The sequence below is a fragment of the Methylobacter tundripaludum genome (assembly GCF_002934365.1).
Classification (GTDB): domain Bacteria; phylum Pseudomonadota; class Gammaproteobacteria; order Methylococcales; family Methylomonadaceae; genus Methylobacter_A; species Methylobacter_A tundripaludum_A.
Window position 1 is genome coordinate 37,269 of sequence record NZ_PTIY01000005.1, and the last position, 20,386, is coordinate 57,654.

18 protein-coding genes are annotated in these 20,386 nt (G+C 49.7%); 2 read left to right on the forward strand and 16 right to left on the reverse strand.

What is annotated here, in order from left to right:
• Positions 1-24: 24 nt before the first annotated feature.
• The 10 genes from B0F88_RS07440 to htpX all read right to left on the reverse strand — a co-directional run bounded on the left by B0F88_RS07440 (position 25) and on the right by htpX (position 12,367).
• Positions 25-969, reverse strand: coding sequence for a respiratory chain complex I subunit 1 family protein (locus B0F88_RS07440; RefSeq protein ID WP_104423319.1), 945 nt, complete (start codon positions 967-969; stop codon positions 25-27).
• Positions 969-3,092: a hydrogenase 4 subunit B gene (gene hyfB, locus B0F88_RS07445; RefSeq protein ID WP_104423320.1), complete on the reverse strand. Its 2,124-nt coding sequence runs from the start codon at positions 3,090-3,092 to the stop codon at positions 969-971. The genes B0F88_RS07440 and hyfB overlap by 1 nt, the downstream gene beginning before the upstream one ends.
• Positions 3,093-3,139: 47 nt before the next feature.
• The gene (locus tag B0F88_RS07450; RefSeq protein ID WP_104423321.1) at positions 3,140-4,741 is read right to left on the reverse strand and encodes a SulP family inorganic anion transporter; all 1,602 of its coding nucleotides are present in this window, start codon (positions 4,739-4,741) and stop codon (positions 3,140-3,142) included.
• Positions 4,742-4,811: 70 nt separating this feature from the next.
• Positions 4,812-6,497 carry a SulP family inorganic anion transporter gene (locus B0F88_RS07455; RefSeq protein ID WP_104423322.1) on the reverse strand — a complete coding sequence of 562 codons (1,686 nt, stop codon included), beginning with the start codon at positions 6,495-6,497 and terminating at the stop codon, positions 4,812-4,814.
• A gap of 683 nt (positions 6,498-7,180) precedes the next feature.
• Positions 7,181-8,065: a UTP--glucose-1-phosphate uridylyltransferase GalU gene (gene galU / locus B0F88_RS07460; RefSeq protein WP_104423323.1), complete on the reverse strand. Its 885-nt coding sequence runs from the start codon at positions 8,063-8,065 to the stop codon at positions 7,181-7,183.
• Between the two features lie 118 nt (positions 8,066-8,183).
• The gene (locus B0F88_RS07465) at positions 8,184-8,972 is read right to left on the reverse strand and encodes an alpha/beta fold hydrolase (protein WP_104423324.1); all 789 of its coding nucleotides are present in this window, start codon (positions 8,970-8,972) and stop codon (positions 8,184-8,186) included.
• Positions 8,972-9,667, reverse strand: coding sequence for a DUF445 domain-containing protein (locus B0F88_RS07470; RefSeq protein WP_258076590.1), 696 nt, complete (start codon positions 9,665-9,667; stop codon positions 8,972-8,974). The genes B0F88_RS07465 and B0F88_RS07470 overlap by 1 nt, the downstream gene beginning before the upstream one ends.
• A 26-nt stretch (positions 9,668-9,693) precedes the next feature.
• Positions 9,694-11,103 (reverse strand): dihydrolipoyl dehydrogenase, encoded by a 1,410-nt coding sequence (gene lpdA, locus B0F88_RS07475; RefSeq protein WP_104423326.1) that lies wholly within the window; start codon positions 11,101-11,103, stop codon positions 9,694-9,696.
• A gap of 60 nt (positions 11,104-11,163) precedes the next feature.
• Positions 11,164-11,394: a DUF2835 domain-containing protein gene (locus B0F88_RS07480; protein ID WP_104423327.1), complete on the reverse strand. Its 231-nt coding sequence runs from the start codon at positions 11,392-11,394 to the stop codon at positions 11,164-11,166.
• Positions 11,395-11,491: 97 nt separating this feature from the next.
• Positions 11,492-12,367 (reverse strand): protease HtpX, encoded by an 876-nt coding sequence (gene htpX / locus B0F88_RS07485; protein WP_104423328.1) that lies wholly within the window; start codon positions 12,365-12,367, stop codon positions 11,492-11,494.
• Between the two features lie 113 nt (positions 12,368-12,480).
• Between htpX and B0F88_RS07490 the strand changes: the two genes are divergently transcribed.
• Positions 12,481-13,605 (forward strand): PQQ-dependent sugar dehydrogenase, encoded by a 1,125-nt coding sequence (locus tag B0F88_RS07490; protein ID WP_104423329.1) that lies wholly within the window; start codon positions 12,481-12,483, stop codon positions 13,603-13,605.
• The gene (locus B0F88_RS07495) at positions 13,598-14,197 is read left to right on the forward strand and encodes an NUDIX domain-containing protein (protein ID WP_104423330.1); all 600 of its coding nucleotides are present in this window, start codon (positions 13,598-13,600) and stop codon (positions 14,195-14,197) included. The genes B0F88_RS07490 and B0F88_RS07495 overlap by 8 nt, the downstream gene beginning before the upstream one ends.
• A gap of 76 nt (positions 14,198-14,273) precedes the next feature.
• On the opposite strand, the gene B0F88_RS07500 is transcribed toward B0F88_RS07495, so the two are convergent.
• From B0F88_RS07500 to hisC, 6 genes are all read right to left on the reverse strand, one after another.
• Positions 14,274-14,609 (reverse strand): integration host factor subunit beta, encoded by a 336-nt coding sequence (locus B0F88_RS07500; RefSeq protein WP_219820805.1) that lies wholly within the window; start codon positions 14,607-14,609, stop codon positions 14,274-14,276.
• Between the two features lie 33 nt (positions 14,610-14,642).
• Complete coding sequence (rpsA, locus tag B0F88_RS07505) at positions 14,643-16,313, reverse strand: 30S ribosomal protein S1 (protein ID WP_104423332.1); 1,671 nt, start codon at positions 16,311-16,313, stop codon at positions 14,643-14,645.
• Between the two features lie 102 nt (positions 16,314-16,415).
• Entirely contained in the window at positions 16,416-17,072 is a 657-nt protein-coding gene (gene cmk / locus B0F88_RS07510) for a (d)CMP kinase (protein ID WP_104423333.1), read from the reverse strand.
• Positions 17,072-18,391: a 3-phosphoshikimate 1-carboxyvinyltransferase gene (gene aroA / locus B0F88_RS07515; protein WP_104423334.1), complete on the reverse strand. Its 1,320-nt coding sequence runs from the start codon at positions 18,389-18,391 to the stop codon at positions 17,072-17,074. The genes cmk and aroA overlap by 1 nt, the downstream gene beginning before the upstream one ends.
• Before the next feature lies 1 nt (position 18,392).
• Positions 18,393-19,271: a prephenate dehydrogenase gene (locus B0F88_RS07520; RefSeq protein ID WP_104423335.1), complete on the reverse strand. Its 879-nt coding sequence runs from the start codon at positions 19,269-19,271 to the stop codon at positions 18,393-18,395.
• On the reverse strand, positions 19,264-20,379 hold the full coding sequence (hisC, locus tag B0F88_RS07525; protein WP_104423336.1) for a histidinol-phosphate transaminase: 1,116 nt from the start codon (positions 20,377-20,379) through the stop codon (positions 19,264-19,266). The genes B0F88_RS07520 and hisC overlap by 8 nt, the downstream gene beginning before the upstream one ends.
• Positions 20,380-20,386 lie beyond the last annotated feature (7 nt).

Consider the following 20,386-nt stretch of genomic DNA (forward strand, 5'->3'; position numbering starts at 1 on the left):
TTCGTCCTTTGCCTTTTGCCTTCTTCATCGCGCCGCCTCCAAAATGATGTGGCTCAACATCCCCAATAACCCCAACAAATAAGCGAAACTCAAATATTCCTGCACCCGGAACAGGCGCATTTTGGCAAACAGCGTCTCCGCTATCGCCAGGAATATCGACAACACCGCAAGCTTAGCGATGATAGCCAGCAGGCCGTAGCCTAAGGCTTGAGCGCCCAGGGTATCGGCGATGCCCCAGGGGAGAAAGATATTGGCGATCAGTACGCCGTACAGCATCAGCTTCAACTGACTCGCCCACTCGATCAGCGCCAGATGACGGCCGCTGTATTCGAGAATCATCGCTTCATGAATCATGGTCAGCTCCAGATGCGTCGCCGGATTATCCACCGGAATGCGCCCGGTTTCAGCGACGGCGACCAGTACCAGGGCTGCTAACGCGAATACAAACGAAGGCCGCAAAACCAAGCCTTCATTGAGTACATGGCTGATAGCGAACGATAAATTGGTCGTTGAGGCGGTCATGGTCAGTGTAAAAACAGCCATCAACATCGCAGGTTCCGCCAGCGATGAGATGGTCATTTCCCGCGAAGAACCCATACCGCCGAATGCGGTGCCGACGTCGAGGCCCGCCAGCGCCAGGAAAAATCGGGCGAACGCGAAAAAACCCACCATCACAATCACATCGGCGCTGGCCGAAGTCGGCAAATCGACCGCAATCAGCGGCACAACCGTCGCCGCCAGCACGGTTGCCGAAAAGATAATGTACGGCGCTTTGATAAACAGCCATGAGGCCTGTTCCGAGACTACCGGCTGTTTATTGGTTAATTTAATTAAGTCCCGGTAAGGCTGGAATAAGGACGGCGCTTTACGGTTTTGCAACCGGCATTTGCAGCACTTGACCCACCCCGCCAATAACGGCGCCAGCGCGACAAACAGCGTGGTTTGTAAAATAGCGATTAACCAGTTCATCAGCTGATCACCCATAACATAATAATTAAGGTCACAAACGAATAACCCAGATAAACCCGGATATTTCCGGTTTGAATGCGCCCGACCAGTTTGGCTAAACGGTTTACCGCGTGTTCAATCGGTTCATATAAACGCGGCCAACTATGATCCTGAACCTCCAAGTGATAATGAACCGCCGCCACATCCTGGTTCATCGCGCCTTGCATGTCTTTTTCTATCCGTTCGTCAATAATCCAGACGCTGCGGAAAATACGCCGGAACGGCATCGTAAAAGCGCTGCTGGTGTATTGCATTTTCGATGTCAAACCGCCAAAACCGCAATCCCAGGTTTCGGCGGTACGCAACGCCGTTGCGGGATTGCGCCGCAAGTACCAAAAACTGATGCAGCCGGCAATCAGCGCACCGATCAAAACCAAAGGCGGGGCGTAAGACGCTTGCTGACTGGAAACCGGCGCCAGCCACAACCAGCTTAAAGCCGCATCATTCGGCAGGGTTTCGCCTAACAATTGCCCGGCGACATTATTGATCAGGCCGATAATCAAGCCGGGGAAAATGCCGAACAAAAAACACAAACCGGCCAGCAAAGAAGGCCCGGCCAGCATGCCTTTATCCTGAATCTCGTGCGCTTTCTCACAATGCTGCGAACGGGGCAGTCCCAAGAAGATCAAGCCGAATACCTTGACAAAACAGGCGGCCGCCAATGCCGCGGTCAGCGCTAATGCCGCGGCGGCGACCGGTATCAAGCTGCGCAACACGCCGTTGTCGAGCACATCGACCTGCAATGCGGTCTGAAAAGCCAGCCATTCCGAAACAAAACCGTTGAACAAAGGTAATGACGAAATACTCATACAGCCGATCAAAAACAGCATGCTGGTTTTCGGCATCTTGTTAATCAGCCCGCCCATCATGTCGATGTTTAGCTGATGGGTTTGATGGTGAATAATGCCCGCGCCCAGAAACAGCAGATTCTTGAACAGCGCATGATTGAAGGCATGAAGCAACGCCGCCAAAAAACCCAGCGCCGCCAGTTGCGGATGGCCGTTGGCCATGAAGATCATCGACAGCCCCAGCACCATAAAAATAATGCCGATGTTTTCGACCGAACTGTAGGCCAAAAGCCGCTTTAAATTGGGTTGCATCATCGCATACAAGATGCCGCCCAGCGCCGATACGGCGCCCAATACCAACAACACCACGCCCCATTGCCAATGCACCTCGCCGAGTAAATCGAAGCAAAAACGGATCAGCCCGTAGACTGCGACTTTAAGCATCACTCCGCTCATCAACGCGGAAATATGAGAAGGCGCAACCGGATGCGCTTCCGGCAACCAGACATGCACCGGGACAATCCCGGCTTTCATGCCGAATCCCAGCAGCGCCAGCATAAAGGCGATGCCGGCCCAGGTTGTCGACAGCTTCGCCTCACGCAAGGCGTCGAAGGTAAAGCCGTCGGAAAAAGCGGCCAGTACGCCAAAGCCCAGAATAATGGCCAGGGCGCCGACTTCCGCCATCAATAAATAGATAAAAGCGGCGCGGCGATTGGCCGGATTTTCATGTTGGAACGCGACCAGGAAATAACTGGCGACCGACATCAACTCCCAGGCGATCATGAAAAAGAACGCATCATCGGCCAGCAGCACCAGCAACATCCCGGCAACAAACAGTCCGGTAAATAAGCCCAGAACCGCAAAAGGATGTCGGTTTTCGTCGTAACTGTTCGCGTAGCCGGGCCCGTAAAGGCTGACTGCGCTCACAGCGATACCGATAATTAGAAAGAAGAAGCCGGACAAACTGTCAAAACGCACATGCCAGGGCAGCCAGGGCAACCCCAAACTGATCTGGTCGGTAATAACCGTTTTGCCGATCAGTACACCCAACCCGGCCAATACCGCGAACACACCGGACAAACCCAGTAAAACAAACACCGAGAATCTTAGAAAAGGCGGAAAACGCTGTTCTTCAAGATTTTTACCAAGCCAATCCGGGCCATGCCCGGCTTTAAAGAATGTCTTAACAGCGTACCGCTTTACGGCTAACAGCATGTCCCGCCGATTCATCAGCAACGCCAGCAAGCCGGACGCAAAGCTTAACAGTACCGCACAATAAGCGGATATAAGGATCATAAAATTCTCACTCTCCAAAGGCCGGGTTACGACAACCCAACCGAAATCTACAATTGTTTTCTATCATCAGGAGTCATCAGTCTCGCTGCGAGCGCATGGTCTGAAAACGTTTCCAAGGCTTTGCCGACTTTCCTGCATTGGCCGCCCTGAGCCTCATAGTTCCGCTTGAAGTCATGGATAAACTCCATAACGGTATGATCGATCATGTAGCCGTCTGTAAAATCGAAAATAATCGTTTTGCCTTTTTCCAACTGGTTCAGCGCTTTTTTCAGCGGCAGGAAATTCGAAAACAGCGCCGAACCCAATAGCTTGATAACCAGCGTATCGTTATCTTGTCGCTGGACAGTAAAGTGAATCTTGAACAAGTTGTTGGGCCAAACGCCCCTGACCAGATTAATCGCAAGTTTTACAACAATTCCCAAAGCGACGCCGACCAGCAAGTCTGTCGCCAATACGCCGATAATCGTGACCACAAATATAAACAATTGTTCCTTGCCGACCTCTTTTACCCGGTAAAAGGTTTCAGGCGAAGCCAAACGATAGCCGGTGTAAACCAGCAATGCGGCCAAAGAGGCTAACGGAATGCTGTTGATAAGGCCTGGAAACAGAACCACAAACACCAACAAGAACAAGCCGTGAAAGAAATTGGACCACGTTGTTTTGGCGCCGTTATTGACATTCTCCGAACTGCGCACAATTTCGGCGATCATCGGCAAGCCGCCAATGAAACCGGCAACGATATTACCCAGCCCGACTGCCGTTAAATCGCGGTCAAGATCGGAAGAGCGCTTGCAAGGATCGAGCTTGTCTATCGCCGTCGTGCTCAGCAAGCTTTCAAGACTGCCGACTAGGCTGATGCTGAACACGGCTTCCCAAAAAGCTAGGCTGAACAGCTTGGAAAAATCGGGAAAATAAAAGTCGGCCGAAAAGTCTTCGGAAATAGACACCAGGAATTTCGCCCCGCCAACAGCCGCATCCTGAGCCAGGTTAAAATGCCAGGCAAATACGACCCCCACCAGCACGACAATGATCGGAGCGGGAATCTTGCTGCCGATGAACGGCCAAATAACGAGTACGAGTAAACCTAAGAAGCTGATCAGGCCGATTTCCGCATTCATGCCAAGCAAACTGTGCGGAATCTGCGCGATAACCGAAAACAGGTTGCCGGACTCCGGCGTTACGCCGAGCATGACGTGGGTTTGCGTGGCGATGATAATAATGCCGATCGCCGCCAGCATTCCATGCACCACCGAGGTGGGGAAAAATGAGCTGAGTTGTCCCAGTTTAAACACCCCCATCAGAACCTGTAAAACGCTGGCCACCACAATCGCCGCCAGGGTATAACGGTAACCGGCCATCGCATCGCCTTCGCCCAACGCTTGTACCGCCGCCAAAACCACCACAATCAGCCCGGCGGCCGGGCCGTTGATGGTCAAGTACGAGCCGCTGATACGCGATACCAATACCCCGCCGATAATCGCCGTGATAATGCCGGCCGACGGCGGAAAACCTGAAGCCACGGATATGCCCAGGCACAGCGGCAAAGCGATCAGAAAGACCAGGAATCCTGATTGTAAATCGCCAAGCCAGTTTTCTTTTAAGCCCGCTAGGCCGGTTTTAGGTGCAGCCGATAGGGATGATTCATTCATAAAAACCCTCGTTAATTGTGAAAATAGTATGTCTATAAATAATCACTATATCACGTAGCATTGGCAGGTTTTATACGCCATGATGATCACTCTTGCGGCGGCTCATGTTATTCCGCTTCATTCTGCGTGCGGACAAAGGATGTTCTGAAAAAGTATCATGATATTCCATGCCAAAAAACCTGCATTGTCCTCCCTGCCTTTCGTAGTTATGCTGAAAATCATGAATAAATTCCATTACGGTATGATCGATCAGGTAGGCGTTATTCAATTGGAATATCACCGTTTTGCCGCTTTCCAGATTGGCCAGCGCGTCTTTTAAGGACATGAAGTTGGAGAAAATCGCCGCGCCGACTATCGAGACGACAACAGAATCGGCGTCTTTCGGTTCAACAACAAAGTGAATCTTGAACAGGTTATTCGGCCTGACGCCGCGCAGCATGTGGATAGCGAACTTGGTTAAAATGCCGATGCCGACACCGACTAATAAATCGGTCTGCAAGACGCCGATAATCGTCACCACGAACATAAACAACTGTTCCTTGCCGACGCCCATGACCTTGGCGAATTCTTTAGGCGAAGCCAGACGAAAGCCGGTAAATACCAGCAATGCAGCCAACGCAGCCAACGGAATACTGTGAATCAAGCGCGGAAACAACACCACAAACAGCAACAAAAATGCGCCGTGAAAAAAGTTGGCCCAGCCGGTCTTCGCGCCATTATTTATATTGGCCGAACTACGCACGATCTCCGCTATCATCGGCAAGCCGCCGATCAAACCGGCCAGCAGATTGCCTGCGCCCACCGCCGTTAAATCGCGGTCGAAATCCGAATGGCGTCTATAAGGATCAAGTTTGTCTACCGCCATCGCGCTGAGTAAACTTTCAAGACTGCCGACCAAACAAATACTGACCACCGCCTCCCAGAATTCAAGAGTCGCCCCTTTAGAAAAGTCGGGAAAGTAAAAGCTGGACATGAAATTATCGGAAATCGCGACCAGGAATTTCGGCCCGACGGTTTCCTCGTGATGCGGCAGAAAATGGGCGTCCGGCAGGAACAGATACATGTGCTCATGCTCCAGGTCGAAATACCGGGCCAACCCCATGCCGACCAATACCACGATAAGAGGGGCCGGAATCATCTTTAAGGTTGGATTTTTTATCATCGTCCAGGCCGTCAGTATCACCAATCCCGAACCGCCGATAATGGCGATTTCAGGATTGAGATTGGCAATGCTGTGCGGAATTTGCGCGATAGTCGAAAACAGGCTGCTGCCTTTCTCCGGCGTAGTGCCCAGCACCACGTTGATTTGCTTGGCCATGATAATAATGCCGATAGCCGCCAACATGCCATGCACCACCGATGCCGGGAAAAAGGAACTGAGCCTGCCCGCTTTAAAGACGCCCATCAAAACCTGAAGCGCACTGGCGACGACGATAGCCGCCAATGCATAGCGGTAACCGGCCATCGCATCGCCTCCGCCCAGTTCCTGAACCGCCCCCAAAACCACCACGATCAATCCGGCAGCCGGGCCGTTAATAGTTACAAATGAGCCGTTGATGCGCGAAACCAGCATCCCGCCGATAATAGCCGTGATCAGCCCCGCCGACGGCGGAAAACCGGAAGCCATTGAAATACCCAGGCACAACGGCAGAGCAATAAGAAAAACCAGAAAACCGGACAGTAAATCGCTACGCCAGTTTTCTTTTAAACCGGCTAGACCGGATTTTGGTATCCCTGACAATGATGGCTCACTCATACAAATCCTCGTAATTATAAAAAGGTTCTGACGGGGTTGTAAGCGATTACCGTGCCAAGCTGATTTATTTTTATAATGGTCTGATTTTAATGGGAGTTTTTATTGTCAGGATAAAAGCCAGGAACTGCGGTGGTGTAAAACAACCTCTCGGTTGTTGTTTTGCACCGGTGCCGGATACTGTTGAGGGTGTTTGTTGCGCTAAGGATGTGGTTAAAAATAACTTCCCGAAATCACCATTTTCGCTCGTCAAGCCGTTCGTGCTGAGCCCTTCGGCTACTCTCAGGAGAGCCTTGTCGAAGCATGATCGGCTTGACGCGGCGGGACGAAATTTTTCCGCCCACCCTTCGACAAGCTCAGGGCGAACGGAAAAATTTCATCCGTTCAATATCGGGAAGTTATTACTGACCATATCCTAAAGTAAATCTGGCGATATTGCGCCTTGCAGAAGCTTTATACCGGCCAAAGGCTACGGGCAGCACATGCAAAAATAGGCGGGGGATTAGGTGGAGAAAATGCGGATGCGGGCGGATCAATAAATCCGTCTTAACAATCTTGCTTAAATCGATGGAGCCACGAAAAACACGAAAACATTCAACAGGTAACCCGTGTCAGCCGAAGTGAATGGCTACTCAGCATATGGAGCTTCGTGATTTTCGTGTCTTTCGCGGAAATCGTTCTTAAAGTTAATCGAGAGCCAGGTTCTTTAAATATTCCCGGAAATCGCTCTTTAACTCGTCATGCTTCAAACCGTATTCAACGGTTGCCTGCAAATAACCGAGTTTTGCGCCGCAATCATAACGCTTGCCTTCAAACTCGTAGGCTAACACCTGCTCGTCGCTCATCAATGAGGCGATCGCATCGGTCAGCTGAATTTCACCGCCGGCGCCGCGCTCCGTGGTTTCAATCTTTTCAAAAATTGCGGGCGTCAGAATATAACGTCCGACTACCCCGAGATTTGACGGAGCGCGCTCAGGAGCGGGCTTTTCAACAATCAGTTCAACCTGGCCTACCGATGGCGACACCTCCTTGGTTTTGACGATGCCGTATTTATCGGTTTCCTGTGGATTAACCCGCTCTACGCCCAAGATGCTGCACTGATTTTTGTCGTATTGCTCGACCATTTGCGCCATGCAGCCCTCACCGGCGTCGCTGTTCGCGATCAAGTCATCGGCCAGGATAACGGCAAACGGCTCATCGCCGACCGCAGACTTCGCGCAAAGCACGGCATGGCCCAGTCCCAACGCCTCAGGCTGACGAATGAACACGAATGACACATTCGGCGGCATCATCTCCCGCACCATTTTCAATATTCCTGTCTTGCCGCGGATGGTCAGCTCATTTTCCAACTCATAAGCCTTGTCAAAGTGATCCATGATGACGTTTTTGGTGCGGCCCGTTACAAATATCATCGTATCAATACCGGCAGCTACAGCCTCTTCAACGCAATATTGAATCAAGGGCTTATCCACAATCGGCAACATTTCCTTGGGGCTGGCTTTAGTAGCGGGTAAAAAGCGGGTTCCGAGACCCGCAACCGGAAAAACTGCTTTTCTTATTTTTTGATTCATCTGTGGCATTCTCGACTATACAGATCATTAAAAAATCAGATGCTGGGGCAGCATTTGATCATCCCTGCTCTTCAACAAGAGCGATTCATTTTAAGCTTTTTCCCGGTTTCGGCTCTATTTATCTTTGCGTCCAACCTGGAGCTAAAAAATCTTCAACCAGCGCCGCAAAAGCATCCGCTTGTTGTACGTGCAGCCAATGTCCGGCATTGGCTATCGTGCTAAAAGCCGCTTTGGGAAATAATGAGTTTATATCTCCCGGCTGAACGAAGTCTGAATCGCCTCCTGCAATAAATAACGCATTACCGGTAAAAGGCGCTAAATAATCGGCGTCGGGAAAAGCTGCAATATTGGGCGCCGCCCGCTGAAAAATATCCAGATCAAGCCGCCAGCAATATTTGCCGTCTTTTAGCACCAGATTCTGCAACAGAAATTGGCGGTAACTCAACTCGGCTATACGCGGAGCCAGCAGTGTTTCGGCCTGTTTGCGGTTGCTGAGTTCGTCCAGCGGCAGCTCTTTTAAGGCCAGCACGGTGTTGTCAAAGCTGTGTTTGTAGCTGACCGGCGCAATATCGGCCACAATCAGTTTGTTGACCCTAGCAGGCAATCCAAGCGCAAACCACATCGCCACCTTGCCGCCCATGCTGTGTCCCAGAAGATTAGCTGTCTCCAACCCGCGATCATCGATAAAGCGCAACAAATCAGCGGCCATGACCGGGTAGTCCATAACCGGATGATGCGGCGATGCGCCGTGATTGCGCATATCCGGCGCATAAACATGAAACCGGTCGGATAGACGCTGCGCTATTTGCCGCCAGTTACGCGAGGAGGCAAAAAAGCCATGCAAAATAATCAGCGCGCTGTCATCCGGGTCGCCGAATTGCTCAAAAGCGAGTTCCACCGTTTCCATCAGGCGAAATCGAACAATGCGCCCATCAAACCGCCGAAAATGCCACCCCAAACCACCAGCCAGCCCAGATGCTGACGGATGATAGCCTGGACCATTTCCTTAACCAGTTGCGGGGTGAGTTCGCTCAGGCGTTTGTCGATTACCGATTCGATTTTGCCGACAATGTCGCCGCCGATTTTGTGCGCATCCAAGCCCTGCTTTAAGGCGGCTTTAAAGCGGTCGGACTCGACCATTTCGGTCAGGGTGACTTTCATTTTTTCGGTAAACGGGTCTTTTAGCGGTATCAACGCTTCTTCGCCGCCCATCATCATCAACATACCGCCAAAAGACGATCCCATAATCGATGACACCAAGCCTTCGTAAACCTTGTCGTAATCGACCGCATTCAGTAAAGGCTCCAGGTTCAGCAGGTCTTTACCTTGCTGTTCCTCGTTTTCAATAAACTGTTCGATGTTGTTTGCGGTAAAAAATTGCACCATCATCAGCTGCTTGATCGACAGTTTGAATTCTTCAAACCGGGCCGGTATAACGCCTGAACCGTAAAGATAAGGCACTTTCTCGAACAGCATGTAAATTGCGAGCCAATTGGTAATGGCACCGGAAAGGGCAAAAAAACCGATGGATTTGATTAACTCCGGTTGTATCGGGCTGGCATAACCGATTGCAATGATTACAACCGATAGAAAATTGGTCATGAAGCTTTTGTTTAAAAATTTTTCTTTCATCGTTTCTTAATCAATAAATCAGTAATAGTGCCTTCAATCATTTCAGCCGAAAAACCCAGGGTTTCGGCTAAAGTCGGATGCGCATGTACCGTTAATGCCAAATCTTCAACATCGGCGCCCATTTCCAAAGCCAAGACGGCTTCCGCAATCAGTTCCCCTGCATTGGTGCCGACGATGCCCGCGCCGAGAATACGGCCGGTTTGTTTGTCGGACAGCAATTTGGTTGCGCCTTCCTTACGCCCGATACTTAATGACCGCCCGCTTGCCGCCCACGGGAAAGCGGCTTTCTCATAAGCGATGCCTTGCGCTTTGGCTGCATTTTCAGTCAAGCCCATCCAGGCTATTTCAGGATCGGTATAAGCCACGGAAGGAATCGTCAACGCCTGCCACTCGGTTGCCATTCCGGCAATCGCCTCGGCCGCTATTTTACCTTCGTGCGTCGCCTTATGCGCCAGCATCGGGTTGCCCACCACATCGCCGATCGCAAAAATATGTTTCACGTTGCTGCGCTGTTGTTTATCGACGCCGATAAAACCGCGTTCATCGACATTAACCCCGGCTTTGTCGGCATCGATTAAATGGCCGTTGGGACGTCTGCCTACGGCAACCAACACTTTGTCGAACACGTCGGATTCGGGGGCGTCTTTGCCGCTGAGTCTGACTTTCAAGCCTTCCGGCAATGCTTCAATATTTGTTACCTGGGTTTCAAGAAAGATATTGTCGTATTGCTTTTTGATCCGTTGCATTAACGGCCTGACCAGATCCTTGTCGCAACCGGGGATAATCTGATCCTGCATTTCCACCACGGTGATCTTGCTACCCAACGCGTTATAGACCGTCGCCATTTCCAGGCCGATGATGCCGCCGCCGATAATCAGCAGTTTTTTCGGGATGCTTTCAAGATTCAGCGCATCGGTGGAATCCATCAGCCGGGGATCGTCATTTGGGAATGACGATATTTTTACCGGCTGGGAGCCGACGGCGATAATGGCCTGTTTAAACTCGATGGTCTCGGTGTTGTCGCCGTCTTCAACCAGCACTTGCGTGTCGGAAACAAATCGCCCGATACCTTTAACAACCGTTACGTTGCGCTGCTTAGCCAGTGCCGCCAAGCCTGCGGTTAGCTGAGAACTAATGTTGTTTTTCCAATTGCGCAGCTTTTCCAGATCGATGCCGGGTTCGGTAAAACTGATCCCGGCCGAACTGATTTCTTTGGCTTCATTCAGTACCGCGGCCACATGCAATAAGGTTTTTGAAGGAATGCAGCCGACATTTAAACAAACCCCGCCCAACACCGGATAACGCTCAACCAATGTGACTTGTTTGCCTAAATCGGCCGCACGAAACGCCGCCGTGTAACCTCCAGGGCCACCGCCCAGCACCAGGACTTCTGTTTTCAATTGCACACCTTCAATTTAGAGTGATGGAAATTTATCGGTATCTGAAAAGCCGATGAACGTAAGGCTTTATTTTAGTTTTTTGATATTGACGAATTTGTTTTCGGGGGTTAATTCCATTTCAAAATAACCGTTGATGCCCTGCTTGGTCAAAAAGGACTGAATTCTGCCTGCTGGAAAAGCGATTCTCCTGCCGTCATCGGCGACCACGGTAACATTTTTGGCAATGCCTTGATAGACCTTGAGGTATTGGTCATAAGACAGTTTTAGCGCAAAGCGGATGTGTTGATGTTGGGTCATGATATAGGCAGTAAATTAACCACGAAGGACACGAAGTTTTTACCTTGAATTTTCTTCGTGTCCTTCGTGTTCTTCGTGGTTTTATGCTTTTAGTTAATTAACGGCTGTTTTGCAGCGCGGCAATGCGCTCTTCCAATGGCGGATGGCTCATAAACAACTTGCTTACGCCACCGCCGTTGATGCCGAAAGCCGCCAATTGTCCGGGCAGGTCTTCCGCTTCGTGTCCGCGCTGTAAGGCACGCAGGGCGCCGATCATTTTTTCCCGTCCGGCCAGGTTTGCGCCACCGGCATCGGCCTTAAATTCGCGGTAGCGGGAGAACCACATGACCAGCATAGAGGCCAAAATCCCCAGAACAATTTGCGCCACCATCTGGGTAATGTAATAAGCCGGGCCGTAACCGCGTTCTGTTTTAAACACAACCCGATCGATAACATGACCGATAATGGTCGCAAAAAAGTAAACAAAGGTGTTGACCACGCCCTGCATTAAAGCCATTGTTACCATATCGCCGTTGGCGACGTGACTGATTTCATGACCGACAACCGCTTCCACTTCATCGGCATCCATGTTTTGCAACAAACCGGTGCTGACCGCTACCAACGCACTGTCGCGGCTCATGCCGGTAGCAAAGGCATTGGACTCAGGCGTCTGGAATATCCCGACTTCCGGCATGCCGATCCCGGCCTGCTTGGCTTGCTTGGCTACGATGTTGAGCAGCCATTGCTCGGTTTGATTTTGCGGGCGTTCAATTACATGTACGCCCATCGCATTTTTTGCCGACCATTTGGACATCGCCAAAGAAATAACGGAACCGGTCATGCCGATGATGGCCGACATGACTAAAAGCGCATTCAGGTTAAGGTCTACGCCTTGAGCATCCAAAGTGCCGCTTAAGCCTAAAACATTAAAAATAATACTGACCACAACCAATATAGCCGCATTGGTTGCAAGAAAAAGGAAAATACGCATCATGGTTGAGCCTTTTGACTAAGTTAAGGTTTAATCGATATGGGGATCGAATAAATAAATTCAATCCGTTTTTAGGGTGCTAATATAGCTTAAGTTTATTGAGGGAGGGTATTTTCATGCCTATTAAAATAATACTGTCTGTTTTGTTTTTAATTCATCCTTGCACAGCCTTTGCGCTACAAAACACTCATCAGGACATTATAAAGCAGCTGCATGCACCCGCAGGTTTCACCCTGTCTATTTTTGCCGACAATCTGCCCAATGCCCGCAGTTTGGCTTTGGGCGATAACGGCGTGGTATTTGTAGGCACCGGATCGGAAGGTACGGTTTACGCCGTACAAGACAGCAATAACGATGGCGTGGCGGATAAACGTTATGTGATCGCCAGCCATTTATATATGCCCAACGGCGTTGCTTACAAGGACGGTTCGCTCTATGTAGCGGAAATTAACCGCATTATTCGTTTCGACCATATCACGCAGCAGTTAACCAACCCGCCCAAACCCACTGTGGTTTACGATCAATTTCCGTCAGAGCGGCATCACGGTTGGAAATATCTGCGCTTTGGCCCTGACCATAAGCTGTACACCTCAGTCGGAGCGCCGTGCAATATTTGCGAGCCTGAAAAAGCGATCTTTAGCTCGCTGGTCAGATTAAATGCCGACGGCAGTGGTTTTGAGATTCTTGCCAAAGGTATCAGAAGTTCGGTCGGTTTTGACTGGCAACCGGAAACTGACGCCTTATTTTTTACCGATAATGGCCGCGATTATTTGGGCGACGATTTGCCGCCCGATGAACTTAATCAATGGACTGCTAGCGGAGAACATTTCGGTTTTCCTTATTGCCACGGCGGTTACATTCCCGACCCCGAGCTTGGCGCAGATAAAAAATGCCGACAATTTACTGCGCCTGCGTGGAAATTTAAGGCGCATATAGCACCGTTGGGACTGCGTTTTTATCGGGGCGAGCAATTTCCGTCCGAATTCAAATATCAGTTATTTGTCGCAGAACATGGTTCATGGAACCGGTCTGAACCGCAAGGCTACCGCGTTGCCTCGATAAAATTCAAGCAAGGCAAACCCGTTTCGGAACAGGTTTTTATCGACGGCTGGTTAACCAAAGACGGCAATGTATTGGGACGTCCTGTTGATATTCTGGAAATTCAGGACGGCAGCCTGTTGATTAGCGATGATGCTCTTGGCGTTATTTATAAAATTGACTACAAAGGCAATCATGGATAAGCAGGTTGAAATTTTAAGCAAGGAGATCGTTTATCAGGGCTTTTTCCGCATGGAAAAATACCGTCTTAGACACACTTTGTTTGGCGGTGGATGGAGCGCTGAAATAACTCGCGAATTATTCATGCGCGGCAGCTGCGTTGCGGTTCTATTATATGATCCCTATGCCGATAAGGTGGTATTGATCGAACAGTTCAGGACAGGCGCGATTTTAAATCCTGATAGGGCTTGGTTAGTGGAAATTGTTGCGGGAGCCATTGAGGACGGCGAATCGGCCGAAGAAGTCGCTTACCGGGAATCCTTGGAAGAAGCGGGCTGTGAAATTCAGCAATTAATGGTTATCAATGAATTCTATAGCACGCCGGGCGCTTTCTCAGAGTGGATCACCCTGTATTGCGGCAAAGTGGATAGCACACATGTGGGCGGTATTCACGGTTTGGATCATGAGGGCGAGGATATATTGGTACGCGCTGTTGATTTTGATGAGACGTATCTTATGCTGGAAAATGGCGAGATAGAGTCGGCAATATCCATTATTGCAATTCAATGGCTGGCATTGAACAGACAAAAACTTAAACGGCAGTGGGGAGGCTAAAAAAGGAGGGGTTATATTGAAAAACTGCAACATCAAAGCTCTGCATAAATTTTACAGAGCTTCAACGCAGTAGCGATTAATCGACTATCTTACATTTCTCCCGTGAAGCATCTACCCGATCACGGAGCTCTTTGCCAGGCTTAAAATGCGGCACATATTTTTTGGATAATGCTACAGATTCACCTGTTTTAGGATTACGTCCCATGCGAGGAGGACGCAAATGCAGCGAAAAACTACCAAAACCTCTAATCTCGATTCTTTCGCCGGAAGATAACGCCTGATTCATTTGTTCAATGATACATTTTACCGCTATCTCTACATCTTTCTGCGCCAGATGCGGTTGATGTTTGGCAAGTGCCTCAATTAATTCTGATTTTGTCACATTCTGTCCTGCGAAAACAAATAAACACAAGGGGTATGTACGGATACATACCCCCTCATGGCTTTATTTTTCCATTTGCTTAAAGATGTCAGCAAAAGTAGGTGTAGATACGCCCGCTGATGATTGCTGAGAATGATCTTTAATAGAATGAGACTCTTCGTCGCTATCTTTTGCTTTAATAGACAAAGAAATTGATTTGCTTTTCTTGTCTACGCCGATGAACTTGGCTTCAAGTTCGTCGCCTTCTTTTAACAAGGTTCTGGCGTCTTCAACGCGGTCACGTTGAATTTCGGAAGCGCGTAGATAGCCTTCAACATGATCGGCTAAAGTGACAACAGCGCCTTTAGCATCAACTTCTTTAACAGTTCCTTTTACCAAGCTGCCTTTTTCGTGAGTAGCCAGGAAGTTTTGGAATGGATCCTGTTCAAGTTGTTTGATACCTAAAGAGATACGTTCACGCTCGGAGTCAACTGCAAGAATAACGGTTTCCAGCTCATCGCCTTTCTTGAAATCGCGAACTGAGGCTTCGCCTTCTTCAGCCCAGGAAATGTCGGACATGTGAACCAAGCCGTCGATGCCGCCATCCAAGCCGATGAAAATGCCAAAATCAGTAATCGATTTGATTTTTCCTGAGATTTTATCGCCTTTGTTATGTGTTGCTGCAAACTCATCCCAAGGATTGGTTTTGCACTGTTTCATGCCTAAAGAAATACGACGACGTTCTTCGTCGATTTCCAGAACCATCACTTCGACTTCATCGCCCAGCTGAACAAGTTTAGAAGGGTTGACGTTTTTGTTAGTCCAGTCCATTTCAGAAACGTGAACCAAACCTTCTACGCCTTCTTCAATTTCAACAAAGCAACCGTAATCGGTCAGGTTGTTGACTTTACCGAATACGCGTGTGCCGGCAGGGTAACGACGGGCTATGTTTTGCCATGGATCTTCACCCATTTGCTTCATGCCTAATGAAACGCGATTTTTATCTTTGTCGTATTTCAGGACTTTAACTTTAATTTCCTGGCCGATTTCTACACACTCGGACGGATGACGCACGCGTCTCCATGCCATATCGGTGATGTGTAATAGACCGTCGATACCGCCAAGGTCGATAAACGCACCGTAATCGGTCAGGTTTTTAACCACACCGGTAACCACTGCGCCTTCTTCCAGCGTTTTCAGCAATTCTTCTCTTTCTGCGCTGTATTCTTTTTCTACAACAGCACGGCGAGACAGAACAACGTTGTTGCGTTTTTGATCGATTTTTATAACTTTGAATTCCAGGTCACGATTTTCCAGGAAAGTCGTGTCTCTGATTGGGCGAACGTCAACCAATGAGCCAGGCAAGAAAGCACGTAATGCGCCAACAGCCACGGTGAAACCACCGCGAACTTTACCGGTAATACGACCGATAATGGTTGCTTCTTTTTCGAACGCATGTTCAAGTTCGGACCAAGCTTTATTTTTCTTCGCTTTATCACGAGAAAGAAGTGTGGCACCCAAGCCGTCTTCAAATAAATCAAGGGCAACCTCGACTTCGTCGCCAATGGCAACTTCTAATTCGCCATCGTTATTTAGAAACTGCCATTTTGGAATGACACCTTCTGATTTAGAATGGGTGCTGACGATGATCATATCGTTTTCTATATCAACAACCGTACCCATTAACATGGCACCAGGACGCATTTCCGTCTTGATTAGACTTTCTTCAAATAATTCAGCAAAGCTTTCGCTCATTTTCTATTCCCAAGCCTGTCGAAACAACAACAAGCCTTTTCTTTATCAAAGTTAAAAAAAAGATCACACAAACAATTTACAATGTGATCACGTAAAAAATCCTTAACGGATTAAATTCAGCACTTCTTCTATGACGGAATCCAATGTCATATCCGAAGAATCGATATAAAGCGCGTCACTGGCCATCGCTAACGGAGCGGCCTTACGCTCCATATCCCGACGATCACGTTCTTCTATCTCATTGGTAATCTGCGCTAGGTTAGCATCATTCCCTTTTTCTATCAACTGTTTATATCGCCTCTTAGCCCTTTCGGCTGCGCTGGCCGTTAAAAACACTTTATATCCAGCCTCAGGAAAAACCACCGTTCCCATGTCCCGTCCGTCTGCAACCAAGCCTGGCAGCTGCTTGAAATCTTTTTGTTTTTGCAACAAAACACGCCTGACTTCAGGCAGCGCCGCAACGATAGAGGCTACATTGCCGGTGCTTTCAAGGCCTAATTGGGCGGTTATGTCTTCACTATCCAACCTGACGACCAATTCATCATTGCAATCAAACTCCAGCGTCATCGTCTGGGCCACATTAACAACGGCTGTTTCATCTTCCAGATCAACAGCCTGTTTTAACACCGCAATTGCCAACGAGCGATAGATAGAACCGCTATCCAGATAGTTCCAGCCCAGTTTTTTCGCTACCGCCCGGCTAACCGTGCCTTTTCCGGCACCGCTAGGGCCATCAATAGTCAATACCGGAATACTCACTATGCTTCCTTGCAAACCAGATCAAGACCCAAACGCTTTGCCAAGTCTCTAAATTCCGGGAACGAGGTATTGACGTTTTCACAATCATGGATGGTAATCGGCGCATTAGCGCGCAAACCGGCAATTGAAAACGACATCGCAATTCGGTGGTCGCCATGCGATATAACTTCGCCGCCGCCAATTGTTCCGCCTTGAATGATCATGCCATCCTCGGTCGACTGGGCATCCACGCCCAAGATTTGCAAGCCGTCCGCCATCACCTGAATGCGATCCGATTCTTTTACTCTGAGTTCTTCCGCCCCGGTTAACCGGGTTTGACCTTCCGCACAGGCTGCGGCGACAAACAACACAGGGAACTCGTCAATAGCCAGCGGCACCAGATGCTGGGGAATATCTATGCCTTTAAGAGGGCTGTAAACAACGTGCAGGTCGGCTACCGGCTCGCCGCCGACCGTGCGCTCGTTAAGGACCTCAATGTTCGCGCCCATTAATCTCAGGATGTCGATGACGCCGGTACGCGTAGGGTTAACACCGACATGCTTCAACAACAGGTCGGAACCCGGCGCAATGGATGCCCCGACCAAGAAAAATGCCGCCGATGAAATATCGCTGGGTACATCAATATCGGTCGCTGTCAAGCTACCTTCGGCAGTAATGCTGACCTTGTTACCTTCCTGTTTTACCGGATAATTAAAGCCGGTCAGCATGCGTTCGGTATGGTCGCGGGTCGGCGCGGGCTCGGTAACGGTAGTTACGCCTTGTGCGTACATGCCCGCCAGCAACAAACAGGATTTGACTTGGGCGCTGGCGATCGGCATCGCATAATCAATGCCGGTCAACTGCCCCGCTCTGCCGGTAATGTGCAGGGGAGCGGTGCCTTTTTCAGTGGTTTTGATGTCGGCACCCATCGCCGCCAACGGCTCGGTGACGCGTTTCATCGGCCTGCCGGACAATGATTTGTCGCCGGTTAATACCGAGTTGAATGCCTGACCGGCCAATAAACCGCTCAGCAATCGCATCGATGTACCCGAGTTACCCAGATACAAATCATTTTTAGGCGCTTTCAAGCCGTGCTTGCCGACGCCGTGTATAGTCAATTCACCATTGACCGGACCTTCGATTTCAACCCCCATATCACGAAAAGCCTGCAAGGTTGCCAGCGCATCTTCCGCTTCGAGAAAGCCTTTGACATGAGTCACGCCTTCGGCCAGCGAGCCCAGCATGATTGATCGGTGCGACATGGATTTATCGCCAGGCACGCGGGCCTCGCCTTGTAATTTACCGCCGGGTTGAACGTAAAATGTGATTGATTTTGACATATTAATTATTATAGAACTGGTCAAGAAAGCGTTGCCGTGCGTTTTTGGCATACGTAAAGGTTTCAAAAAGCTGCTGGCTATCATTCGTTTCCAGCAAACGTTGTATTTTATCCAATTCTCCCTTCAACTGCTCGATTAAAGGGATGATTTCGTCTTTATTGGCGGCGCAAATGTCCTTCCACATCGTCGGGTCGCTGGACGCAATCCGGGTAAAATCCTTGAATCCGCCGGCCGCATATTGAAAAATCTCGCTCTGCTCGTCTTTATGACCGAGCATGTCGACCAACGCAAAGGCCAGAATATGCGGCAAATGGCTGGTTGCGGCCAACACGCTGTCATGATGCTGCACATCCATCACCGACACCAGCGAGCCCAGCCGTTCCCAGAAGACTTGAATTTTTTGCACCGCTTCGGGGCTGGCATTGTCAGCTGGTGTGATGATCAGGCGCTTGTTCAGAAATAAATCATCGACCGACGCGGTCACGCCACTGTTCTCGGCTCCGGCAATCGGATGAGCCGGAACCAGGTTATCCGGCACGACACCGAAAACCTTCTGTGCTGCGGCGATTACACTGCCCTTGGTGCTGCCGACATCGGTATAAATCGCGTCATTCGACCACAGCGGCTTAAGCTGCGTAAAAATGCTTTCGATGCTTGCAACCGGCGTCGCAATGACCACGCAATCGACGTCCTGGACGGCTTTGTCCAGCTCCAGTGTATAGTCGTCAATGACGCCCAGGCTTTTTGCCGTTTTCAGGTTTTGCTCATCGAGCTTTCTTCCATACCCGACTATGTTGTTGCATAAACCCTGCTGCCTTGCCGCGCGGGCTATAGACCCGCCAATCAGGCCGACGCCGATAATGCAAAGCCGGTTAAACATTGCCCGATAGAACTTCGGTTAATGCCTGTAAAAACAGCTGATTTTCCGCCTGTGTGCCTATAGTAATGCGCAGATGATTGGGTAATTCATAGACCCCAACCGGCCTGACGATAACCCCTTTGCGCAACAAAGCCTCATAAATCGGCATTGCCGGCTGTTTCAAGTCAACCAGCACAAAATTACCCGCCGATGGAATCCATTCCAGGCCCAGTTTTTTAAAGCCTTCGGTGATAAACTGCATGCCTTGTGCATTAACCGCAATGGTATTTTGCAAGTGCTCGGTATCCGTCAACGCCGCTTCGGCGGCGGCCAAGGCCAGCATGTTATTATTGAAAGGCTGGCGCACCCGGTTCAGGATGTCGGCCAATTGCGGACTGGATAAGCCATAGCCGACGCGCAATCCGGCCAGGCCGTAGGCTTTGGAAAAGGTGCGGGTAATTAATAGATTCGGATATTTTTTCAGCCAGGCGATTGAATTGTCCGCACTACCGTCACCGACAAATTCGCAATAGGCCTCATCGAGCACGCACACGCAAGTGTCCGGCAGCGCTCCAATAAATGCTTCCAAGTAGGCGTGATTCAGCAATGTGCCGGTTGGATTATTAGGGTTCGCTATAAATACCAGCCGTGTTTTGTCGGTCACCCTTTGCAGCATCGCGCCAAGATCGTGACCGTAATCCAATGCAGGAGCTACAACCGCCGTAGCACCGACTGCTTGAGTTACGATTGGATACACGGCAAAAGCATGCTGCGAAAAAACCACCTCAAGCTCAGGCGTTAAAAACGCCCTGGCCACCAGCTCCAGAATCTCATTGGAGCCGTTGCCCAATGTAATCTGGCTCATGTCGACTGCATACTTGTCGGCTAATGCGCGCTTTAAATTAAAGCCGTTGCCGTCCGGGTACAAGGCCAAGTCCTTTAAAGTCGCTTGTATCGCAGCCAAGGCTTTTTTTCCAGGCCCTAAAGGATTTTCATTAGACGCAAGCTTTATGATGTTGGAAAGCCCCAGCTCGCGCTCAAGTTCTTCGATCGGCTTGCCGGGCGTATAAGGAATCAGCTTTTGTACGCCGGACACGGCAAGGTTATAGATTTTATCAGCGTTGTTCATGGTATTT

Excerpts from the sequence above, each read along its gene's own strand:
- B0F88_RS07440 (WP_104423319.1), bottom strand. The coding sequence starts at position 969 with ATGAACTGGTTAATCGCTATTTTACAAACCACGCTGTTTGTCGCGCTG.
- hyfB (WP_104423320.1), bottom strand. The coding sequence starts at position 3,092 with ATGATCCTTATATCCGCTTATTGTGCGGTACTGTTAAGCTTTGCGTCC.
- B0F88_RS07450 (WP_104423321.1), bottom strand. The coding sequence starts at position 4,741 with ATGAATGAATCATCCCTATCGGCTGCACCTAAAACCGGCCTAGCGGGC.
- B0F88_RS07455 (WP_104423322.1), bottom strand. The coding sequence starts at position 6,497 with ATGAGTGAGCCATCATTGTCAGGGATACCAAAATCCGGTCTAGCCGGT.
- galU (WP_104423323.1), bottom strand. The coding sequence starts at position 8,065 with ATGAATCAAAAAATAAGAAAAGCAGTTTTTCCGGTTGCGGGTCTCGGA.
- B0F88_RS07465 (WP_104423324.1), bottom strand. The coding sequence starts at position 8,972 with ATGGAAACGGTGGAACTCGCTTTTGAGCAATTCGGCGACCCGGATGAC.
- B0F88_RS07470 (WP_258076590.1), bottom strand. The coding sequence starts at position 9,667 with ATGACCAATTTTCTATCGGTTGTAATCATTGCAATCGGTTATGCCAGC.
- B0F88_RS07480 (WP_104423327.1), bottom strand. The coding sequence starts at position 11,394 with ATGACCCAACATCAACACATCCGCTTTGCGCTAAAACTGTCTTATGAC.
- htpX (WP_104423328.1), bottom strand. The coding sequence starts at position 12,367 with ATGATGCGTATTTTCCTTTTTCTTGCAACCAATGCGGCTATATTGGTT.
- B0F88_RS07490 (WP_104423329.1), top strand. The coding sequence starts at position 12,481 with ATGCCTATTAAAATAATACTGTCTGTTTTGTTTTTAATTCATCCTTGC.
- B0F88_RS07495 (WP_104423330.1), top strand. The coding sequence starts at position 13,598 with ATGGATAAGCAGGTTGAAATTTTAAGCAAGGAGATCGTTTATCAGGGC.
- rpsA (WP_104423332.1), bottom strand. The coding sequence starts at position 16,313 with ATGAGCGAAAGCTTTGCTGAATTATTTGAAGAAAGTCTAATCAAGACG.
- aroA (WP_104423334.1), bottom strand. The coding sequence starts at position 18,391 with ATGTCAAAATCAATCACATTTTACGTTCAACCCGGCGGTAAATTACAA.
- B0F88_RS07520 (WP_104423335.1), bottom strand. The coding sequence starts at position 19,271 with ATGTTTAACCGGCTTTGCATTATCGGCGTCGGCCTGATTGGCGGGTCT.
- hisC (WP_104423336.1), bottom strand. The coding sequence starts at position 20,379 with ATGAACAACGCTGATAAAATCTATAACCTTGCCGTGTCCGGCGTACAA.